The sequence below is a fragment of the Rhodococcus sp. NPDC057529 genome, assembly GCF_042802055.1.
Taxonomy (GTDB): Bacteria; Actinomycetota; Actinomycetes; order Mycobacteriales; family Mycobacteriaceae; genus Rhodococcus_F.
In genome coordinates, this window is sequence record NZ_JBHVEY010000016.1 from 185,155 (window position 1) to 203,492 (window position 18,338).

Consider the following 18,338-nt stretch of genomic DNA (forward strand, 5'->3'; position numbering starts at 1 on the left):
GTCGAATTCCATAGCGATCGTTCGAGACTGGGCGGATTCAATCGGTCGTCGCAACACCTGGCTGTTGCAGTGAGCATAGCTGCTCGGCGAAGACCTCGGCCGGGGTTCGCCAGTCGTGGATCTTACGGGACAGGTTGTTGATCGCCAGGGCGACGGCTTCGCGGTCCTCGGCGGACCACCTGGAGCGGCTTGTGCTGCGACCGCGCTCGGGGAACCCGCAGCGCCCGCCCGGTGCGCAGGCACGCGACCAGCTCCCGTTTGAGCGCGCCACGGCCCTCGATGAACAACAATTGGTAGATCGCCTCATGGCTGATGCGCATGGACTCGTCATCGGGGAAGTCGATCCTGAGCCGGTGCGAAATCTGCTCCGGGCTCCAGACCGTCGCCCATCGCCTGTCCTGCCGATGCGGCTTGTTCAGCCCCTTCCGCGCAGGCGTCTCGGGCACACGGATGATCGTGCCGTCGGGTCGGCGGACGCTGCCGGAGAGCCTCTCCTGCACGTACTTTCGCAACCCATCGTTGCCCACGAGCTTCGCCGTCTTCGGACGCTTCGCGGCCTGTTTCGCTTTCCACTGCGCCACCAGTGCCCGGTAGACCGACTTGCCGCCCCGGGTCGCCGCGTTGCGGCGCAGTTCGCGTGAGATCGTTCCCGGGTCACGTCCGATCCTGCGAGCGATTTCGCGCACGCCAACATCCTGGGCGCGTAACAGCGCGATCTCCTCACGCTCGGCGAACGACAGGTAGCGGCCCGTGGGCTCGTCCAGGCTGATCGGCGGCATGCCACCAGCGTGGCGGAACCAACGGCACCCGACCGGCCATGACACGCCGACGGCCTCCGCGGCCTCGACCGTCGTCACTCCCGATGCGATCCGCCGCCAGAAGTCCCGCTGCACCGCACGAGAGGGCTCCGGCCGACCCGGTGAACGCATCGGAGGTCGCAATGCCCTGTCCGCCGCCCACTACCGCCTGGCACCCGTCGGCGCCTCAGGCATCTGCTTGTTGGTGCATCCCATCGCACACCTCCGTGATCGAGGTGTTGCATCGACCGGTTGAGTCCGCCGTCCGCAGTGTTCAAGGATCGCACGCAACGCCCGAAGTTGCCCCTTCTCGGCCGTGGGTTCGAGGTTTCGTCACAACCCCCTTGGTAAGAGATGGGACGTCCGGGACGCAAGCTCCACCCTCGGGTATCGGCACGGCTGGGAATCGCGCACACCACCGTATATCGGCTCCGTTTCCGTTGGACCGCCCCACCCTAATGTCCGTCAGCGCCCCCTCCTGTGGCTATGTGCATTCGCGCCAAGCCGAGACCAGTCAAAGCTTGGATCTACACCGCGGCGATTTCGGTTGATGCTGCCGAAACAACAAGCATTACCACTCAATCGCCGATGTTGAGGACGGACTAGCCTATCCTTCTGCGGCCGAACGCTGCTCATACGCGACAAGTGCAATGTGCAACGAGAGCCGAGATTCCGGATCAGAGAGGTCGACGTCGAGTATTCGCTGGATTTTCTCAAGCCGGCTGTAAAGGGCCGGCCGGCTAAGCCGGGATACGCGTGAGAGTTCCGACTTGTTGCCGCCAGCATTGAGGAACATCCGCAAGAAGTCGACCAACCGATCGCCAGTTTGTGCATCGTGTGCGAGGAGTCGCTGCAACTCGGACTCAACGAAGGTCTGCACCCTCGAATCCTTGGCAAGGAGCGTAAGCAACCCGCGGACCCGTAGTTCACCGATGCGGTAGTAGAGCCTCGGGGATCTTTGCGTTGTCGCGGACGCTACTTCGGCGGCGTGGCCGGCTTCGCGCAGCGACGCGGCGGCAACTGTCAGCTGATGTGCACTTCTGCCCACACCCACCAGTTCGCTGCGCCGACCCGAGAAACTCCCGTGAGGGCCCCGCTCGAAGGCCACGCAGAATCGGTCAAGGGATTCGGTCTCGCGATCCCCGGAAGGACAAGCGGCGATGACCGCGACTTCGCGTTCCCCCCATAATCCGGTAAGCGTGCTTATCCCGGCGGCTTCTGCCGCCTGTGCGGCGCGTTCGGCGAGGTGCTTCGTTCGGCGATGGATGGCGAAGGCAGCTTCCCCGCGGCCGCTCCCTGTTCTGATGATGATCGGAAGGTATACGCGACTGGGTTTGAATCCGAGAGCAGCCGCCCTTGTTACCGCTTCGATTTCTTCGACTGCACCGTTGGATAGTTCCCCCAACAATCCGCCTTGTGCCTGAAACCTCAGGCTCACTCGGTCCCGCTCGACCATTCTCCCCAGTTCGAGCGCTTGGGCGGCGCGTTCGAGCACCATCTTGACCGGCAACGCGTCTTGGGGCGGGTGAGGCATCACCAACCGCCCCCAGTGGTTGCCCGTCATCCCAACTGGCGTTGTAAGCCAACGTTCGCCGGTGCCGGTGTTCGCTCGACGGTCAACCGATAGTCGCGAACGTTGCTCCCAATCGAATAGCAGTGACGCTGGAGAATCAGAGGTCGTGCCGTAGGCGAGCACCGTGTGGCTGAGATCTTCGAGGACAACCGACGCGTCACACATCTCGGCGGTGCGCCTGGTAATCACTTCCGCCGTAGCGTTGTCCAAACTGAGCGAGGTGAAGGCCTCATGCACGTCGCGAGCGAACTTGATATGGGTGTACTGCTCCCCCACGAGCATCTCATGGACGATCTGTGTCAGTTCGACAAATCTGATTTCTCGACGCAGCGCGATCAGCGGGAACTCCAGTCGTTGCGCCTTCGCAGCAACGGCCGCAGGGACCTTCTCCAGGGTGGCCCCGAGTTCGACAACAAGTCCGCACGCACCTGCATCTTTTAGAGACTGCAGGTACTCAACGCCCTGGATATCATCGGCGTTGAGTGCCATACCCGTGGTCAAGACGAGTTCACCACCGCGCAGAAGACTTGCGATGGTGTTCAGTTCAGATACGTGGACCCATCGGACTTCGTTGTCCAGGCGGTGAGCACCCGCTAAGACTTGGGGCAGCGACGTATCCACCAGGGGAAGTTTCAATACGTCAAAAACACTTACTGGCATGGCGATCAGAGCATTCCTGTTGGACAGATGATCCGTTCGCTGAGCTGAGCGGACCGGAATCGATGTGGTACCTCGCACCCCGCCGGAGCATTCCTCATGCTGCACAAACGTAGAATCTGGTGTGCGCGCTCACTTGCCCGAAGCGAGCAAGCAAGAACGCACGGGCCCGGAGGGCCTAGAGGGCTTTGAGTTCCTCGGTGACCTCGGAGACCGACTTCTTCGCATCCCCGAACAGCATCGAGGTGGTGTCGGCGAAGAACAGCGGGTTGTCGATGCCGGCGAAGCCGGAGTTCATCGACCGCTTCAGCACGATCACCGACTTCGACTGATCCACATTCAGGATCGGCATCCCGTGAATCGGCGACGACGGATCATTGCGGGCGGCCGGGTTGGTGACATCGTTCGCGCCGATCACCAGGGTGACATCGGTCCGCGAGAACTCGTCGTTGATGTCGTCCATTTCCTTCATCGCGTCGTACTCGACATCCGCCTCGGCGAGCAGCACGTTCATGTGCCCGGGCATCCGGCCCGCCACCGGGTGGATCGCGTACTTGACCTCGACACCCTTCGACTCGAGCAGCTTGGCCATGTCCTTGACCGCGTGCTGGGCCTGCGCCACGGCCAACCCGTAGCCGGGAACGACGATGACCTGGTTGGCGTACGCCATCTGGATCGCCGCATCCGCCGCCGAGGTGGACTTCGCCGTCTTCGCGGTCCCGTCCCCGACCGCCGCCGCGACGCCGCCGCCACCGAATCCGCCGGCCACGATCGCCGGGATGGACCGGTTCATCGCCTTCGCCATCAGGTTGGTCAGGATCGAACCCGACGCACCGACGATCATGCCGGCCACGATCATCGCCTGATTGTTCAAGGCCAGACCCGCCGCGGCGGCGGACAGACCGGTGAGCGCGTTGAGCAGGGAGATGACGACGGGCATGTCGGCGCCGCCGATCGGCAGCACCACCATCAACCCGAGGACCGCGGCCAGCACCAGCACACCGACGATCCACCACTGCGACGTCGGACCGGTCGGGTCGATGGCCTTGACCCCGATGGCCACCGCGAGCGCGACGGCCCCGATCAGCAGCACCGCATTGAGCGGCTGCTGCAGCTTGCCGATGCCGATCGGCCGGCCCGGCAGCGTTTCCTGCAGCTTGAGGAACGCGATCACCGAACCCCAGAAGGAGATCGACCCGATGATCGCCGCGAACAGTGAGGCGATCACGATGTGCACCGTCGGCGACTCACCATGCGCGAAGGCGGTGAACCCGTCCGAGTCCAGGAACTCCGCATAGGCGATCAGCGCGACGGTGCCGCCGCCGACACCGTTGAACAACGCCACCAGCTGCGGCATCGCGGTCATCTTCGTCCGCAATGCCGGCGGCACCCCCAGCACCACACCGATCACCAGACCGGACACGATCAGCACCCAGTTGGAGGTGTCCCGGATCGAGATCAGGGTCGCCACCACGGCGACACCCATGCCGACCGCGGCGATCTGGTTACCGCGGACCGCGGTCTTCGGGCCGGTCAGACCCATCAGACCGTAGATGAACATCGAGAACGCCACGATGTACAACACGTTGACCAGGTACTCCATTACCGGTCCCCACCCTTCTCAGCAGCAGGCGCGGTGGGCTTGGACTTGAACATCGCCAGCATCCGGTCGGTCACCACGAAACCACCGACCACGTTGATCGTTCCGAAGACCAGGGCCACGAACAGGATCACCTGCAGCCCCCACGGCGGGTTGTCCACCTTCCCGAGCACCACCAGGGCGCCGAGCACCACGATGCCGTGGATGGCGTTCGTGCCCGACATCAGCGGGGTGTGCAACGTGTTCGGGACCTTGGAGATCACCGCGAACCCCACGAACCCGGACAACACCAGGATCGCGATGTTCGCCAACAATTCCGAATACATCAGTGCGCCACCTCGATCCCATGATCGGAGTTCACATCACAGCTGAATTCCTCGGAGAGGTCGAAGAACTCGAAGGTGCGCCGGGGAACCATCACGTGGTCGAGGAACACCGCCAGCGGTGTCGCAAGGGTTCTGAAAAGTGTTGTGATCATGACGTTTCCTTGGTTTCGCGGGTGATGCAGGATGCGGCCAGGACCTCGTCCGAGAAATCGGGGGCCAGCGCCCCGTCGACGAGCATCAGCTCCAGCAGCGCGGAGATGTTCTTCGAGTACAGCTCCGAGGCGTGCTCGGGCATGCTGGCGGGCAGGTTCAGCGGCGAGCAGATCGTCACCCCAGCCTTGACGACCGTCTGACCGGGTTCGGTGAGCTCGCAGTTCCCGCCCGTCTCGCCGGCCAGGTCGACCACCACCGAGCCCGGTTTCATGCCCTCCACCGCGGCGGCGGTCACCAGGCGCGGTGCCGGGCGGCCCGGGACCAGGGCGGTGGTGATGACCACGTCGAAGCCCTTGATCGCGTCCTCGAGCGCCTGCTGCTGGGCCGCCCGCTCCGCCTCGGTCAGCTCCCGGGCGTAGCCGCCCTCACCGGCGGCGTCGATCCCGAGATCGAGCCACTGCGCACCGACCGAGCGGACCTGGTCGGCGACCTCGGGGCGCACGTCGTAGCCGGTGGCCCGGCCGCCGAGCCGCTTCGCCGTGGCCAGGGCCTGCAGGCCGGCGACCCCGACCCCGAGGACCAGCACCGTGGCCGGCTTGACGGTGCCCGCGGCGGTGGTGAGCATCGGGAAGAACCGGGTCGACTCCGACGCCGCCAGCAGCACCGACTTGTAGCCGGACACGTTGGCCTGCGACGACAGCGCGTCCATCACCTGGGCGCGGGAGATCCGCGGGATCGCCTCGACGGCGAACGCCGCCACCCCGGCCGCCTTCAGCGCGGCGACCTGGTTGTCCTGATTGCGGGGGGCGAGGAACCCGATCAGGGTCTGCCCGGCATGCAACCGGCCCACTTCCTCGTCCGACGGCGGCGCGACCTTGACGATCACGTCCGCCGACCACGGGTCGGCGATCTTCGCCCCCGCCCCGGTGTACAACTCGTCCGGAATCAACGCGCCCAACCCGGCACCCGACTCGACCACCACGTCGACGCCCTTGGCGATCAACGACGCCACGATCTTCGGCACCAACGCCACCCGACGCTCATCGTCGTTCGACTCCCGAACGACACCGATGCGTGGCACCTCTCTTACGCTTTTCGGCAAGACTTTCAGCTCCTTATAGGTAGCAGTGGGAGGCTGCTGTAAGACCAGTTGGATGCAGCGAAGTGCTGACTCAGCGCGGTCAGGCACTTCGTCTTCTACTCCGTCGTTGCTGGACTGAGAACGCGGCAGGCCATCGGACCGGTCGTCGCTATTGCCTCGTCCCGTCGTGCGTGGGTGGTGGTGCGTTCGCGGGCCGGGCGGCCGATGCCCTCGGCGATGGCCCGCAACTCGGCGACGGTCTTCTCCGATCCGTGCTCGGATCCCGCCATCCGGGAGATCGTCTCCTCCATCAGCGTGCCCCCGAGATCGTTGGCCCCACCCTGCAACATCACCTGGGTGCCGGTCACCCCCAACTTGACCCAACTGGTCTGAATGTTCGGGATCCGCCCGTGCAACATGATCCGCGCCAACGCGTGCACCGCCCGATTGTCCCGGTTCGTCGGACCCGGCCGCGACGCCCCCGCCAGATACAACGGCGCACTCTGATGCACGAACGGCAACGGCACGAACTCGGTGAACCCACCGGTCCGGTCCTGAATCCCGGACAACACCCGCAGATGCCCCACCCAATGCTTCGGATTGTCGACATGCCCGTACATCATCGTCGAACTCGACCGCAACCCCACCTCGTGCGCCGTGGTCACCACCTCCACCCAGGTGGCGGTCGGCAACTTCCCCTTCGTCAGCACCCACCGCACCTCGTCGTCGAGGATCTCCGCCGCGGTACCCGGGATGGTGTCCAGACCCGCCTCCCGCAGCTCGACCAGCCAGTCCCGGATGCTCTGCCCACCCCGGGAGGCACCGTTGACGATCTCCATCGGCGAAAACGCGTGCACGTGCATCGACGGCACCCGCTTCTTCACCGCCCGCACCAGATCCGCGTACCCGGTCACCGGCAGTTCCGGATCGATACCGCCCTGCATGCACACCTCCGTCGCCCCCGCCACATGCGCCTCCCACGCCCGGTCCGCGACCTCGTCGGTGGACAGGGTGAACGCGTCCGCGTCGCCCTTGCGCTGCGCGAACGCGCAGAACCGGCACCCGGTGTAGCAGATGTTGGTGAAGTTGATGTTCCGGTTCACCACATACGTGACCTCGTCGCCGACCGCGTCCTTGCGCAGTTGATCGGCCAACGCGACCACCGCCTCCAGCCCCGGACCGTCGGCGGTCGCCAACGCCAAATATTCGTCGTCCGACAGCCCCGCCGGGTCGCGTTCGGCGGCCCGCAGCGCCGCCAGGACGTCGGTGTCCACCCGCACCGGCCCGGACAACTCCAGCACCTGCTCGCGGACGGTCTCCCAGTCCCCGAACGCGCTGCCCAGGTCGCTGCGGGTGTCGGTGCGGCGGCCGTCGGTGTCGATCCCGGTGTGCAGATCCACCCGGCCCGTCGACTCCCACGACTCGTCCGGCTCCTGCCACGGCAACCCCACCGGCCTGGTATCGGGTTTCGCGAGCCCGGTGTCCGGGTCCGCCAGCGCCTGCACGTGCCCGGTGATCCGCGGGTCGATCCACGGCGGGCCGGCCAGCACGAACTGCGGCTGCGCCGCGGTGCGCTCGGTCAGCTCGAACCCGGCGGCCGCGGTGATCTCGGCCAGGGTGTCGAGGTTCGGCCACGGCCGCTCCGGGTTCACATGATCGGGGGTCAGGGGCGAGACCCCACCCCAGTCGTCGACCCCCGCCCCCAACAGTGCCGCGCATTCGGTGGTCGACACCAGATTGGGCGGTGACTGGATCCGCATCCCCGGGCCCAGCAGCAACCTCGACACCGCGATCGTCGCGGTGAACTCCTCGAGGCCGGCGTCCGGGGCATCGCGCATCGCGGTGTCCGGTTTGGCCAGGAAGTTCTGCACGATCACCTCCTGGACGTGCCCGAACGCCTTGTGCGACTTGCGGATCGCCATGATCGATTCGGCCCGCTCCCGGACCGTCTCCCCGATCCCGACCAGGATGCCGGTGGTGAACGGCACACTGAGCCGGCCCGCGTCGGTGAGGGTGCGCAACCGCACCGCCGGATCCTTGTCCGGGCTCCCGAAATGCGCCAGACCTTTGGTTTCGTAGAGGCGCCGAGACGTGGTTTCGAGCATCATCCCCATCGACGGGGCCACCGGCTTGAGGCGGGAGATCTCCTCCCAGCTCATCACACCCGGGTTCAGGTGCGGCAGCAGCCCGGTCTCCTCGAGCACCCGGATCGACATCGCCCGCAGATAGTCCAGCGTCGAGTCGTAGCCCCGCTCGTCGAGCCACTGCTTGGCCTCCGGCCACCGCTCCTCCGGCCGGTCCCCCAACGTGAACAGGGCCTCCTTGCAGCCCAATTCGGCCCCCTGCCGGGCGATCTCGAGGACCTCGCCCGGTTCCAGATACGCCCCCCGCCCCTCCGCCCGCAACTTGCCGGGCACCGTCACGAACGTGCAGTAATGGCACCGGTCCCGGCACAACCGGGTCAGCGGGATGAACACCTTGCGCGAATACGTCACCGCCCGCGGCCGACCCGCCGCCAGCAACCCGGCATCACGCACCTTCGCCGCCGACGAACACAGATCCACCAGATCCTCGCCGCGCGCCTGCAACAACACCGCCGCCTCGTCCACGTTCAACGTGGCACCGTCCCGCGCCCGCCGCAACACCCGCCGCATCGCAGACGAAGTCGGGGCATGCTCTGCAACCGTTTCAGAAATCGGCTCGTTCTGCTCCGCCTTGCTAGTGCACATAAACCCAACTTCGTTCATCTTCGTGTTCACGCGAAAGTCCTGGAGGGCTTGAGTGCTATATCCGGTATGCCCTGGAGAGCCGCGCGTGTGTGGTCCCCGAGGCCCAACTCGCACGTGGCTTCTAGGTGCTCTACCTCGTCGACATCTCTACGAATTCCGTCGATCCCCTGCATGTCCAGCTCCACGCTGCCCGCCAGGGTGTGCGCTCGGCTGGAGTTTGGACCGAAGCGCGGCTGACCAGCCATCGAGTCAGAGAAGAAGAGGGCTGTCGTACCTCGTCCGTCTTGGTCCGCGACGAAGCTGAAATGGAAGTTCGCGGCAATTGCACTCGCTGCCGAGAAGTCGTCTGGCCTCAAGGCCGGAAGGTCCGCAACGACAACTGCAACTTTCTCTCCGAATCCCAAGGAGCGCACTGTAGATATGCTTTCCGTGATCGACTGGTTCAAGCCCATCTTCGGATCGTCGAGGAAACACACATTCGGTGACGAAAGCGTCTCCCGGACCGTACGATCCTCTGTTACCACGAAAACCACGCCAACATCTCGGCTGCGACTGAGTGCTGCGACGGTGTCCTGCGCGAACGCGAGCGCCAGTTTGGGGCGGTGCGCACCGACGAGCAGGCGACTCTTAGCGTGCATGAGGTCTTTGACCGGAACGACTACCGACCACATGGGTTTTCACTCCGGCACGGTTCTGCGTCCACCGTTGTCACAACTCCACGATCGGAGTTGCTAGACATGCGCCAGGCCTGCAATTCGAATTCCCGCAGTCACCTTGTGCCTCTTGTTGACGCTGATCAGGACGGATGTCAGTGGCTCGAGTTGACGTGCGAGGCGGAGTGCGCCGGCGTCGATGCCTGGACGGCCTGTGATGTGTTGAGCGAGTCTACTCACTGCTGCCTTTGCATGGTCATCGTTGCCGCAGATCAGCACGTCCTCGTGCTCAAGTGTCTCGCTGTCACCCCACAAGGTCACAGCAGAGAGGTGATGGAACGCTCCGACCATCCGCGCGCCTGGCACCAGTCGTTGGGCTTCCTCTGCCGCACTGCCATCTTCCACGGTCAGCCCGTACGGGCCATGCTTGTCAAATCCGAGCGGATTGACGCAGCTGACCACGGTCTTGCCATCGAGGAACGGGGCGAGCTCTTCGACCAACTCGGAATGTCCGGCGAACGGTACTGCCAGTACGACGATGTCAGCTTCCTTGCATGCCTGCTCGTTGGTCATACCAACGATGTTGCTCTGTCCGATCCGCTCGGCAATTGTGGTCGCGGTGCCGATCGCTCGCTCCGCCGATCGCGAGCCGATGATAACTCGGTGCCCGGCTGCTGCGAATCGGTATGCGAGTCCCTTCCCCTGGGGGCCGGTGCCGCCGATCACGGCTAGGACTTCGTACGAGATGTTTGAGGTGTGCTGCTCGTCCACCGGTGACGTGGGCATTGTTGAAAGCCTTTCGATAATGGTCCGCCCGGAATGGGCACGGCAGTGGCGGGCCGCGTTCACGCGTGCTCCGTTGAAGGGAGTCGGTGTGAGGACGCGGCCGTACGCCAAGCCAGGGTTCGGAGGAGTACTTAGAGGATTGCGCTGCCGACCGGGTTGATCATCGGCATGATCGACTGTCCGTACTCGACGATCGTCTGGTCCTGTCCGTCGTGCTGAAGGTAGATTGCGAACTGATCGACGCCGAGCTTCTCGAGCTCCTGCAGGCGGTTGATGTGAATCTCGGGCGTGCCGAGAATGCAGAACCGATCGACGATCTCGTCCGGAACAAAGGACGTGTGCGTATTGCCGGCCCGCCCGTGCTCGTTGTAGTCGTAGCCCTGCCGTCCCTTGATGTACTCAGTGAGTTCCTTGGGTACACCGCCATCGGTGCCATACTTCTCGACGATGTCGGCGACGTGGTTACCCACCATCCCGCCAAACCACCGACACTGGTCACGCTGGTGTTCGAGGTCGTCGCCGACGTAGGCAGGCGCCGCGACACAGACCTTGATGTCGTCAGGGTCGCGGCCAGCATCGGCCGCGGCATTCTTGACCCGCTCGATCGTCCACTTCGCGATGGCCGGATCGGCGAGTTGGAGGAGGAAGCCATCCGCGACCTGACCACAGAGATCGAGGGCCTTCGGGCCATAGGCGCCGACATAGACATCGAGCCTTGACTTCGACGCCCACGGAAAACGAACTGTGCTGCCGTTGACCTCGGTCGTTCGCCCATTTGCCAGATCGGAGATGACCTTGACTGCCGAACGCAAGGTGCCCAGGGTCGACGGCTTCCCCGCGAGCGACCGGACTGCGCTATCGCCGCGACCGATCGCACAGGCTGTTCGATTGCCGTACATCGAGTTCAGTGTTGCGAAGGTGGAGGCAGTCACGGTGGCGTCACGGGTGAGCGGGTTCGTCACCATCGGCCCGACAACGACGTTGCGAGTGGCAGCGAGGATCTGGCCGTGGATGACATACGGCTCCTGCCACAGCAGGTGCGAGTCAAATGTCCAGACGTTCGAGAACCCGCGGTTCTCGGCCGCCACGGCCAACTCGACGACGCGTGATGCCGGCGGGTCGCACTGAAGTACGATTCCGAAATCCATTACTGTTCCTTTCCATCTCTGCAAGCTTTGAGACGCTGCAGTTTCGTGGGTACGAGAGCGCTTGTACGCGCTCCGCGATTCATGGGAGGTGAGAGTTCCGTGCATATTCGGTGAGTCAGCAGTAGCGCACTGCGCTAATAGCTACCGGTCTGCGGGCGAGATTTCGCTACTCGCGCATAGAGGCAAGAGGTGTTTGCAATTCGGGTCCGACCTGGCTCCGAGTGCGCCACCCGAGGATCCGCATGACCAAATAGATAGCGATTGCCGCGATCGAACCGACAGCAATTCCACCGAAAGAAACGTTGCCGAGATCCAGCGTAAAATCTGCGACTCCGAGAATGAGCGGGACGGCCGCGGTCAACTGATTGATTGGCAGAGAGAAGTCGACCTGGTTGCTGACCCAGATCCGCACACCAAGAATGCCGACCAGACCGTATAGGGCCGTTGTTATTCCACCAAGCACTCCATCGGGAATCGTTGCAATCACCGCTCCCACTTTCGGCATCAACCCTAGAAGGACTGCCGTGACTCCTGCGATCCAGTACGCGGCTGTCGAGTAGACCTTCGTCGCCGCCATCACTCCGATGTTCTCCGCGTATGTCGTGGTAGCAGAACCGCCTCCCAAACCGCCGAGGACGGTGGCTACTCCGTCCGAGACGATTGCTCGGCCGATGTACGGGTCGTAGTTGACTCCCGTCATTTGCCCAACAGACTTCACATGGCCGATGTTTTCCGCTACGAGTACCAGTACGACAGGAAGGAATGTCGGCAGTACTGCTGCCGAGAAGGTAGGCGACTGAAAGTCGGGCAATCCAAACCATGCGGCATGACCAATAGCGGAGGTATCTACCTCCCCACGACTGAGAGCCACGCAGTAGCCGAGGATCACACTGGAGAAGATGGCCATCCGACCAAGCATTCCTCGGAAGAACGCGAGCGAGACTATGAGTGCTACTAGGGTGACCGTGGCACTGAGTGGACTGGCGCTGAATTTCTCCTTGGCGACGGGGGCAAGATTGAGGCCGATCAGCGCGACGATTGCTCCTGTGACGACTGGCGGCATGACACTCTCGATCCATGCGGTACCGAAGGCATGAACGAGAATTCCGATCAGAACCAGGAGCGCACCGACAGCGACAAGCCCTCCCAGCGCGCTCGAAGCCCCCTGTGAGGCTGTTGCCGCAGTGATCGGGGCGATCACTGCGAAACTGGATCCGAGATAGCTCGGTAGTTGATTTCGGGTGATGATCAGGAACAGCAATGTACCGATACCCGAGAAGACAAGGGTAGTCGACGGCGGGAATCCCGTGAGAACCGGCACTAAGAATGTGGCACCGAACATCGCCACGATGTGCTGCATGCCGATGCCGATCGTCTTCGGCCAGCTCAAGCGCTGCCATGGTTGAACCAGGTCGTCGCTCGCGACCGGATCCCAGCGGAGAATCCCCATAGGTTTAACTTTCTGTACGGGATCCGTGTGCTTGTTCAGCAGAATCCGTCCGAAAATTGTTGCAGTCCCATATGTCTCCGATCCTGAGACAGTTTCTGGATCAGATCAGATACTGGCTGAGGCCACGCTTGATGTACTGCCCATGGCCGGCTCGGCCAAAGTATTGGCCGTCGTCGACGAGCACCGTTCCCCGGGACATCACCATGTCGACATGGCCGTCGACCTCAAATCCCTCCCATGCGGAGTGGTCCATATTCATATGGTGGGTCTTGTTGATGCCGATGCTCGTATGGCCATTGGGGTCATAGACCACGATGTCCGCATCGGCACCGGGCTGGAGCACTCCTTTGCGTCCGTACATGCCGAACATCCGGGCAGGGGTGGTAGAACACAGTTCGACCCAACGGGATAGCGAAATCTTGCCCATGACCACGCCCTGGTATAGCAGGTCCATTCGGTGTTCGACCGTGCCGATACCATTGGGGATCTTGGAGAAGTCGTTCAGTCCCATCTCTTTCTGTCCCTTCATGCAGAAGGGGCAGTGATCAGTGGATACGACCTGTAGATCGTTCGTCCGCAAGCCCTGCCACATATGCTCTTGGTGTCCTTCGGCGCGCGATCGAAGGGGCGTCGAGCAGACCCATTTCGCCCCGTCGAATCCAGGTGCGCCCAGGTGTTCTTCGAGCGAGAGGTACAGATACTGAGGGCACGTTTCGGCAAAGACGTTACGGCCGTTGTCCCGGGCGACAGCGATCTGCTCGACGGCCTGTTTGGCACTGACATGGACGATGTACAGCGGGGCTCCGGTGAGATCGGCGAGCATGATTGCGCGGTGGGTTGCCTCTGCTTCCGCTTGCCAGGGCCGGGTCACGCCGTGGAAGTAGGGTGCGGTATCACCTCGTTGAATGGACTGCTGCACCAGAACATCAATTACGCTGCCGTTTTCGGCATGCATCATGATGAGCGCTCCGTTGTCGGACGCCTTCTGCATCCCCCGCAGGATCTGCCCGTCATCCGAAAGGAAGACGCCCTTGTAGGCCATGAAGAATTTGAAACTGGTGACGCCCTCGTTGATCAGTTCGTCCATCGCCGTCAGCGACGAGTCCTGGACGTCGCTGAGGATCTGGTGAAACCCGTAGTCGACTGCGCAGTTTCCGGCAGCCTTCTCGTGCCACAGTTCATACTGCTTCAAAGGGTTCTGTCCCGCGGTTTGCACGACGAAGTCGACGATCGAGGTGGTCCCGCCCCACGCGGCTGCCCGTGTACCCGTCTCGAAGGTGTCCGATGCGGTGGTGCCGGCGAACGGCATCTCCATGTGGGTGTGAGCGTCAATTCCACCGGGAATCACGTACTTTCCAGTGGCGTCAATGACTCCGTCCACTGCCGGCGCACCGTCTTTTCCGATGAGCAGTGAATCCGGTGCCAGTATTGCGGCGATCGTCTCTCCGTCCACGAGGACGTCTGCCCGGTTTGTCCCGGTCGCATTGACGATAGTGCCGCCTGAAATTAGTGTTCTGCTCATTGCCGTTGCCCTTGATTGAGATTGTTATCCGGGACGATTCTGTCGGTCGATCTATTGGGAACGGGAACGCGTGCGGCGACGTTGACGCACGCGTTCCCGTGGCCTGATCCGCGGGAACTTACTGTGCCCGCTGCTCTGCGAGATGGCCATGGGTAAGACGCAGGAGGATTTCGGCAGTGAGATCGACACCATTGCAGAGATCGTGGTCGTGGGTGTACTCGAGTTCGCTGTGGGAAATTCCGTCCACGCTGGGAATGAACAGCATGATCGACGGCACGATCTCCTTCATGTTCGTCGAGTCGTGGCCTGCACGAGTACGGATTTCAACATTGCTCAAACCCAAATCGTTGACGGCAGCACGGGCGAGTTCCACGCCCTCCTTCTGGTAGAAGTTTGCGGCCCAAGTGTGTGCATGGCGCTTTTCGATCTGAACGTTCGCCTTAACTTCGATTTTCGCGAATTGGCGGCGCAGAATTTCGTCTGCTTCAGCGAGAATTGAATCGTCGGGCGAACGGAGATCGAGATGCATCTGAACTTCACGGGCCACGACTACCGGAGAATTCGGATATACGGTCAACTGACCGCAGGAGGTGTGAAGCCGGTCGTCGTATCGATCTGCGAGTTCTCGCACCGCTGCGACAGCTAGTGCCGCACCGTAGAGAGCATCCTGACGATCTGCCATCTCTGTTGATCCAGTATGCGCTTGCGCCCCGTGCACGGAGATCTCGTACTTATTGGCCGCCCATGTCGAGGTAACCAACCCGATGTCGACGCCTTGCTTGTCCAAGATTTTGCCCTGCTCGATATGGATCTCGACATACGCAGCGGGGGCCAGGGACGTGCCGAATACGTCTTCCTCACCGAGTTCACCAATGACTGAGAGTGCCTCACGAACGGTTGTGCCAGAGGCGTCGGTTGTGTTCAACGCCGTCTCCAGGTCGAGTTTGCCTGTGTAGACCGCGCTGCCCATCATGCTGGGCTTGAACCGGGATCCTTCTTCGTTGAACCAGTTGACCACGGCGAGATTCACTGACGGAGAGACGCCGTTCGACTGGTAGTGCCTGCGGATGCGGTCGACAGCATGTGCCGCAGCCAATACCCCATAAGCACCGTCGTAACGTCCGCCGCGCGGCTGACTGTCGAGGTGCGAGCCGACAAGAACATATGGCGCTCCTGGAATCAGCTCCAGGAGTCCGAAGAGATTCCCGATCCGGTCGCGCTTGACACGGAAACCTCTCTCGCGCAGCCATTGCGCCAACCAACGGCGTGTCTGAGCATCGGCCGCAGTTGCAGCTTGCCGTTCCACGCCGCCGGCCTCGGTCGCGCCGAAACCGGACATCGTCGCAAAGTCCGCGACAAAGTCGTCGCCCTCCTCCTTGCTGCGCGGCAGCAATACTTCAGTACCTAGCTCAGTGGAGGGGTTCATATCGATAAGCTCCTCGAGAATTGCGGCTTCAAACCGACCGGTCTTGTGTGACATATTCTGCGGGGACACTTCTGGTCCCGTCGCACCGTTGACTTAGCAAGATGACGCATGCACAGCGCGTTTACCTGTGTCTTCAGTCACATAACCGTAAGTGACAATGTGACAGATTTCCATCGCCGAGAGCACCCGAAACGCGCCCAGACCGAGTGCACTTGCACACCCAAAGTGGGATCGTCACGTCTCACCGACTTCTGTCCTTCCCCAGACGGTCAGTTCCCACTGTCTACGGCTGGGGATATCTGGGGGCTCTACCGACGAGGGTTGATGTCGCTACGGTGTCCCTTATGGAAAGCAAGGACTACCTGCGCAGTCAGACTGAGCGTAGGTGGATGGAGCTGATTGAAGAAGTCGGGCGCCACCGCGATCTGCTCGCTGACACCTTCATGCAACAGGTCGAGGGCGGGCGCTTATTTTACGAATCTCGCGTCAACGCGCAAGAGCTGCGGGCGACCGCGAACTCTGCGTTCGGCCTATTGCTGAAGGAGCTGGGCGGTACGGCGATCACCGAGGAGGATCGGGATTTCCCTCGCCGCGTCGGAGTACGGAGGGCTCGACAGGGGGTCGAATCGGAGAAGCTGACAGCGGCGGTTCATCGGGACTTCAGTGCGATTTGGTCGTCCCTGCTGTCGTTGTCGCGCCCAGAAGATGCACTGATCTTGGCTGTTCACGCGGAGGATGTCTGGCGCGTGGTCGATACCTTTGCAGGACGAATCCACACCGCATATACCGAAGAAGTGGTTGCGATCGCCCAAGAGCGATCGATGAGCGTTCAATCACTCGTCTCGCAACTGCTGTTCGACGACCATCCGTCAACGACCTTCATTGCCCGCGCAGGCCAAGCGCTCTCCATCGCTGCCGGTGACGGTATCTGGGTGGCCGCCTCGGTCGTAGCCGTGGACAGTGCACTTCGGCAGTTCACTGAGAACCAACGGCGCAAAGGTCGAGTTGCCTACACTCACGCGATGGGCGGCTGCACGGTCGCAATCTGGGTCGCGGCGGCGAACGAGAGTCGCGAACTTCTCGATATCGTCAACGGCTGGGAACACGGCGCCGACGAACGGGAACTGCGGCAGGTGCACTGCGGAATCGCCCCTCTTCATCGAGGACTCGCGCACCTACATTCGGCTGCCGCAATAGCGTGCGAAGTATCGATGACCATGCGGCCGGACCATCGGGGGCCCGCAACAATGTCCGACGTATGGCCATTGATTGCAGGGGCTAGCTTGAACGAGCGGATGCCCGGCTTCCAGGCCTCCCTGCTGTTCGGGCTGGAACAATGCAAAGACGCTGAGCGCTCGACGCTACTTGAGACCGTGCGGGTATACGCTGCCAACGGCGATGTAAGCACAAGTGCCGCGCTACTGTTTTGTCATCGCAATACGGTCATGAAGCGGCTACGTCGTTTTCGAGAATTGACGGGTATGGACATGACTATCCCGGAACAGGCCGCTCAGGCTATAGTCGCACTCGCGCAGAAATCGTTCGAGTGATCATGCTGCTGATCACCGATTTTCTCCCAGCCACCTGAGCGTCCCACGGGGTAGAGATGTGCCTTGCGCGACGGCACGCATGTGCGCGGCAGCGCGCGCCGAAACCCTAGTGGTTGAAGAAGTTAAATGGAGGATCTCTATGCGTATCGGTATCCGCGCTTCCGGCTCGACAGGTTCCGGACACTTCATGTACAGCGCCCGATCGTGAACGTGACTGTATTGGTTGGCGGGGTCGGTGGGGCCCGGTTCCTGCAAGGGGTGCGGCGACTTCTGGGTGCCGATGCGCCGGGCGGTGGGGGTTCGGCGCATCGGATCACGGCGGTGGTCAATGTCGGTGACGATGTGTGGATGCACGGGCTGCGGATCTGCCCGGACCTGGACACCTGCATGTACACCCTCGGCGACGGTATCGACACCGCCCGGGGGTGGGGGCATGCCGGCGAAACCTGGAACGCGAAGGAAGAACTCGCCGCCTACGGGGCGAAACCGGACTGGTTCGGGCTCGGCGACCGGGACATCGCGACCCACCTGATCCGCACCCAGATGCTGCGGACGGGGTATCCGCTGTCGGCGGTCACCGAGGCGCTGTGCAACCGCTGGCAGCCGGGTGTGACGTTGCTGCCGGTCACCGACGATCGTAGTGAAACTCACGTCGTGATCACCGACCCGGAGGACGGGGAGCAGCGGGCGATCCACTTCCAGGAGTGGTGGGTTCGGCACCGCGCGCAGGTCCCGACGCACAGTTTCGCGCACATCGGCGCCGAGCAGGCACAACCGGCGCCGGGGGTAGTGGAGGCGATCGAGGGCGCCGACATCGTGCTGCTGGCGCCGTCGAATCCGGTGGTCAGCGTCGGCGCGATCCTGGCGGTGCCCGGGATCCGGGGGGC

General features: G+C 62.7%; 14 protein-coding genes and 1 pseudogene. 2 read left to right on the forward strand and 13 right to left on the reverse strand.

What is annotated here, in order from left to right; genetic code table 11:
• Positions 1-188 precede the first annotated feature (188 nt).
• The 13 genes and pseudogenes from ACFU5V_RS28885 to ACFU5V_RS28945 form a co-directional block, all read right to left on the reverse strand.
• Positions 189-929, reverse strand: a pseudogene (locus ACFU5V_RS28885) (transposase); the annotation flags it as partial.
• Between the two features lie 475 nt (positions 930-1,404).
• On the reverse strand, positions 1,405-3,030 hold the full coding sequence (locus ACFU5V_RS28890; protein WP_378703315.1) for a PucR family transcriptional regulator: 1,626 nt from the start codon (positions 3,028-3,030) through the stop codon (positions 1,405-1,407).
• Positions 3,031-3,205: 175 nt separating this feature from the next.
• On the reverse strand, positions 3,206-4,630 hold the full coding sequence (locus ACFU5V_RS28895) for an NAD(P)(+) transhydrogenase (Re/Si-specific) subunit beta (RefSeq protein ID WP_378703316.1): 1,425 nt from the start codon (positions 4,628-4,630) through the stop codon (positions 3,206-3,208).
• Entirely contained in the window at positions 4,630-4,953 is a 324-nt protein-coding gene (locus ACFU5V_RS28900; protein ID WP_378703317.1) for an NAD(P) transhydrogenase subunit alpha, read from the reverse strand. Before ACFU5V_RS28900 ends, ACFU5V_RS28895 begins: the two co-directional genes overlap by 1 nt.
• Positions 4,953-5,105, reverse strand: a complete 153-nt coding sequence (locus tag ACFU5V_RS28905) for a hypothetical protein (RefSeq protein WP_378703318.1) — start codon at positions 5,103-5,105, stop codon at positions 4,953-4,955. Before ACFU5V_RS28905 ends, ACFU5V_RS28900 begins: the two co-directional genes overlap by 1 nt.
• Positions 5,102-6,187, reverse strand: a complete 1,086-nt coding sequence (locus ACFU5V_RS28910; protein ID WP_378703319.1) for a Re/Si-specific NAD(P)(+) transhydrogenase subunit alpha — start codon at positions 6,185-6,187, stop codon at positions 5,102-5,104. The genes ACFU5V_RS28905 and ACFU5V_RS28910 overlap by 4 nt, the downstream gene beginning before the upstream one ends.
• A 116-nt stretch (positions 6,188-6,303) precedes the next feature.
• A complete protein-coding gene (locus ACFU5V_RS28915; protein ID WP_378703320.1) occupies positions 6,304-8,916 on the reverse strand; it encodes a bifunctional FO biosynthesis protein CofGH in 2,613 nt (870 codons plus the stop codon).
• A gap of 26 nt (positions 8,917-8,942) precedes the next feature.
• Positions 8,943-9,587 carry a 2-phospho-L-lactate guanylyltransferase gene (gene cofC / locus ACFU5V_RS28920; protein ID WP_378703321.1) on the reverse strand — a complete coding sequence of 215 codons (645 nt, stop codon included), beginning with the start codon at positions 9,585-9,587 and terminating at the stop codon, positions 8,943-8,945.
• Positions 9,588-9,647: 60 nt separating this feature from the next.
• The gene (gene npdG, locus ACFU5V_RS28925; protein WP_378703322.1) at positions 9,648-10,418 is read right to left on the reverse strand and encodes an NADPH-dependent F420 reductase; all 771 of its coding nucleotides are present in this window, start codon (positions 10,416-10,418) and stop codon (positions 9,648-9,650) included.
• 68 nt (positions 10,419-10,486) lie between these two features.
• The gene (locus tag ACFU5V_RS28930; RefSeq protein WP_378703323.1) at positions 10,487-11,503 is read right to left on the reverse strand and encodes a TIGR03842 family LLM class F420-dependent oxidoreductase; all 1,017 of its coding nucleotides are present in this window, start codon (positions 11,501-11,503) and stop codon (positions 10,487-10,489) included.
• Between the two features lie 166 nt (positions 11,504-11,669).
• Entirely contained in the window at positions 11,670-12,953 is a 1,284-nt protein-coding gene (locus tag ACFU5V_RS28935; protein ID WP_378703324.1) for a uracil-xanthine permease family protein, read from the reverse strand.
• 100 nt (positions 12,954-13,053) lie between these two features.
• Entirely contained in the window at positions 13,054-14,475 is a 1,422-nt protein-coding gene (gene hydA / locus ACFU5V_RS28940) for a dihydropyrimidinase (protein WP_378703325.1), read from the reverse strand.
• 118 nt (positions 14,476-14,593) lie between these two features.
• Positions 14,594-15,901, reverse strand: coding sequence for a M20 family metallo-hydrolase (locus ACFU5V_RS28945; protein WP_378703336.1), 1,308 nt, complete (start codon positions 15,899-15,901; stop codon positions 14,594-14,596).
• A 344-nt stretch (positions 15,902-16,245) separates the two neighbouring features.
• On the opposite strand from ACFU5V_RS28945, the gene ACFU5V_RS28950 reads away from it, so the two are divergent.
• Together ACFU5V_RS28950 and cofD are read left to right on the forward strand one after the other, a co-directional pair.
• A complete protein-coding gene (locus ACFU5V_RS28950) occupies positions 16,246-17,451 on the forward strand; it encodes a PucR family transcriptional regulator (RefSeq protein WP_378703326.1) in 1,206 nt (401 codons plus the stop codon).
• Between the two features lie 204 nt (positions 17,452-17,655).
• A partial coding sequence (gene cofD, locus ACFU5V_RS28955) for a 2-phospho-L-lactate transferase (RefSeq protein WP_378703327.1) occupies positions 17,656-18,338 on the forward strand: 683 nt, incomplete at its 3' end.

Excerpts from the sequence above, each read along its gene's own strand:
- ACFU5V_RS28890 (WP_378703315.1), bottom strand. The coding sequence starts at position 3,030 with ATGCCAGTAAGTGTTTTTGACGTATTGAAACTTCCCCTGGTGGATACG.
- ACFU5V_RS28895 (WP_378703316.1), bottom strand. The coding sequence starts at position 4,630 with ATGGAGTACCTGGTCAACGTGTTGTACATCGTGGCGTTCTCGATGTTC.
- ACFU5V_RS28900 (WP_378703317.1), bottom strand. The coding sequence starts at position 4,953 with ATGTATTCGGAATTGTTGGCGAACATCGCGATCCTGGTGTTGTCCGGG.
- ACFU5V_RS28905 (WP_378703318.1), bottom strand. The coding sequence starts at position 5,105 with ATGATCACAACACTTTTCAGAACCCTTGCGACACCGCTGGCGGTGTTC.
- ACFU5V_RS28915 (WP_378703320.1), bottom strand. The coding sequence starts at position 8,916 with ATGTGCACTAGCAAGGCGGAGCAGAACGAGCCGATTTCTGAAACGGTT.
- cofC (WP_378703321.1), bottom strand. The coding sequence starts at position 9,587 with ATGTGGTCGGTAGTCGTTCCGGTCAAAGACCTCATGCACGCTAAGAGT.
- ACFU5V_RS28930 (WP_378703323.1), bottom strand. The coding sequence starts at position 11,503 with ATGGATTTCGGAATCGTACTTCAGTGCGACCCGCCGGCATCACGCGTC.
- ACFU5V_RS28935 (WP_378703324.1), bottom strand. The coding sequence starts at position 12,953 with ATGGGGATTCTCCGCTGGGATCCGGTCGCGAGCGACGACCTGGTTCAA.
- hydA (WP_378703325.1), bottom strand. The coding sequence starts at position 14,475 with ATGAGCAGAACACTAATTTCAGGCGGCACTATCGTCAATGCGACCGGG.
- ACFU5V_RS28945 (WP_378703336.1), bottom strand. The coding sequence starts at position 15,901 with ATGAACCCCTCCACTGAGCTAGGTACTGAAGTATTGCTGCCGCGCAGC.
- ACFU5V_RS28950 (WP_378703326.1), top strand. The coding sequence starts at position 16,246 with ATGGAAAGCAAGGACTACCTGCGCAGTCAGACTGAGCGTAGGTGGATG.